This is a genomic window from Streptomyces adelaidensis (genome assembly GCF_016598475.1).
GTDB lineage: Bacteria > Actinomycetota > Actinomycetes > Streptomycetales > Streptomycetaceae > Streptomyces > Streptomyces adelaidensis.
In genome coordinates, this window is record NZ_JAEMUX010000220.1 from 1 (window position 1) to 1,598 (window position 1,598).

The following is a 1,598-nucleotide window of genomic DNA, read 5'->3' on the forward strand; positions in this document are numbered from 1 at the left end:
CCGGCCGGTCTCCGGTCTCCTGGCCCGTCTCCCCACGGCAAGACTCAGCGGCGCTCCGCGCCGCGCACCTCAAGATGCGATTCCTCCTCGGGCTGAAGCCCCAGGGTTCCTCGCAAGATCCCGCTGAAACAGTTGACGGGTCCGCCATCGGGCGCATCGCGGAGCAGCCGGGTCTGTCGGCGGTCAGAGGGGTAGACGTACCGCGACGTTCGGGCCCCTGCGCTCTCTCACAGCGCAGGCCACCGGTGGTATCGCCGTAGCCAAGCAGGGCCTTAAACGGACCGGCGTCGGCGGGTAACCCGCTCCGCCCCATTTCCCCCGCACTCGCCCCTTCGCGTTTCTGCCGGACGCAGACCTCAACGGACCGGCGCCAGCGGCACACAGGACTACCGGATCGCCCATTCACCCATGGGTAAACCTGCTCCTCGTACACCCGTCACGGCCGCTCCCGGCGGTGGCCTGAGCACCAAGGTCCACCTGGCCGGCGACACCCGCTCGGCCTGGCCATCACGACCACCTCCGGACAGGGCGCGCCGCACCGGCATTCACTGCTGTGATGGCCGCGCGCGAGCGGCACATCCGGGCGACCATCCCGCAGCCCGTGGACCAGACCCGCAACCGGCTGCGAGGCGCGCACGGCGGCCAGCCGCCGAGCTTCGCCCCGTTTCGGCAGAGCGTCGGGGCAGTGTCCCTCAGTCCGAAGCCCATGAGCCGGGCTGATGACTGGGGAACAGCAGGTCGGCGACGAGACCGTAATGGTCGCTCGCCCATACGCTGCCGACCGGCTCGGAGAAGACTTGCTCGCACAGACCGACACGCAGGGTCGGCCCGTAGTCGTCGCAGCGGACCATGATGTAGTCGACGCGCCGACCTTCCTCCTCGGGCATCTCGCCCAGTCGTACGAGTGGGTTGGCAGGGGAGCAGGTGTGGCCCGGCTCGCCCGGATGAGCCGTCGCCCATGCGTCGCGGTAGCCCACGCTCAGGCCGCTCAACGACTGCAGGCCCGTCCAGAACCGCACTCTCGCGCTCTCAGGAGTGGCATCGAAGCCTCCGAGCAGCACGACATGACCGGCGCCCGCCATGCTCTCCACGAGACGGGCGGCAGCGACGGCCTGCGCCTCACGTTCACGCTCCTGGCCGCGCTCCCAGCTCGGTTTGTGGTGCACGACCAACATCGTCCCGAACGGACTGGGCGCCTGCACCTCCACGACGCACCGTTCGCGCCCCACGATCCGCACGCGATAGTCGAGCTCCAGCAGGGTCCGCGTGGGCAGCAGGACCCACAGGTGGCACTCGTCACCGTCGGCCAGGGGTGACCCCCGCGTTCACCGGTCAGGTCCTGGCGGGTCAGCACGGCCCGCCGGCGAGCGGGTGGGCGACCGGTACGCGCATCTCAACCGGGTCTTCGCCGAGGAGGGCTTCTCCGCCCACCGTCCGGTACGGGGGGCGGGCCGGGTCGGAATCATGGGCGAGTACGAGGTCGGCGTCCCCCTGGAGAGGAAGTGCGTGCACCGCTCGTCCATGGCGCACCGCATACAGCAGACGGCCCCTCCTCCGGACAGGAAGGGCCCCCTGCATGGCCGCTCCCGCGTACGTCA

General features: G+C 70.3%; 2 protein-coding genes. One reads left to right on the plus strand and one right to left on the minus strand.

All coding sequences use genetic code 11. From position 1 onward, the window contains the following. Positions 1-692: 692 nt before the first annotated feature. Positions 693-1,166, minus strand: coding sequence for an exonuclease/endonuclease/phosphatase family protein (locus tag I8N67_RS41415; RefSeq protein ID WP_200309471.1), 474 nt, complete (start codon positions 1,164-1,166; stop codon positions 693-695). 205 nt (positions 1,167-1,371) lie between these two features. Here I8N67_RS41415 and I8N67_RS43645 point away from each other — a divergent pair. Then, positions 1,372-1,598: hypothetical protein (locus I8N67_RS43645; protein WP_234047112.1), on the plus strand; the 227-nt coding region annotated here is incomplete at its 3' end.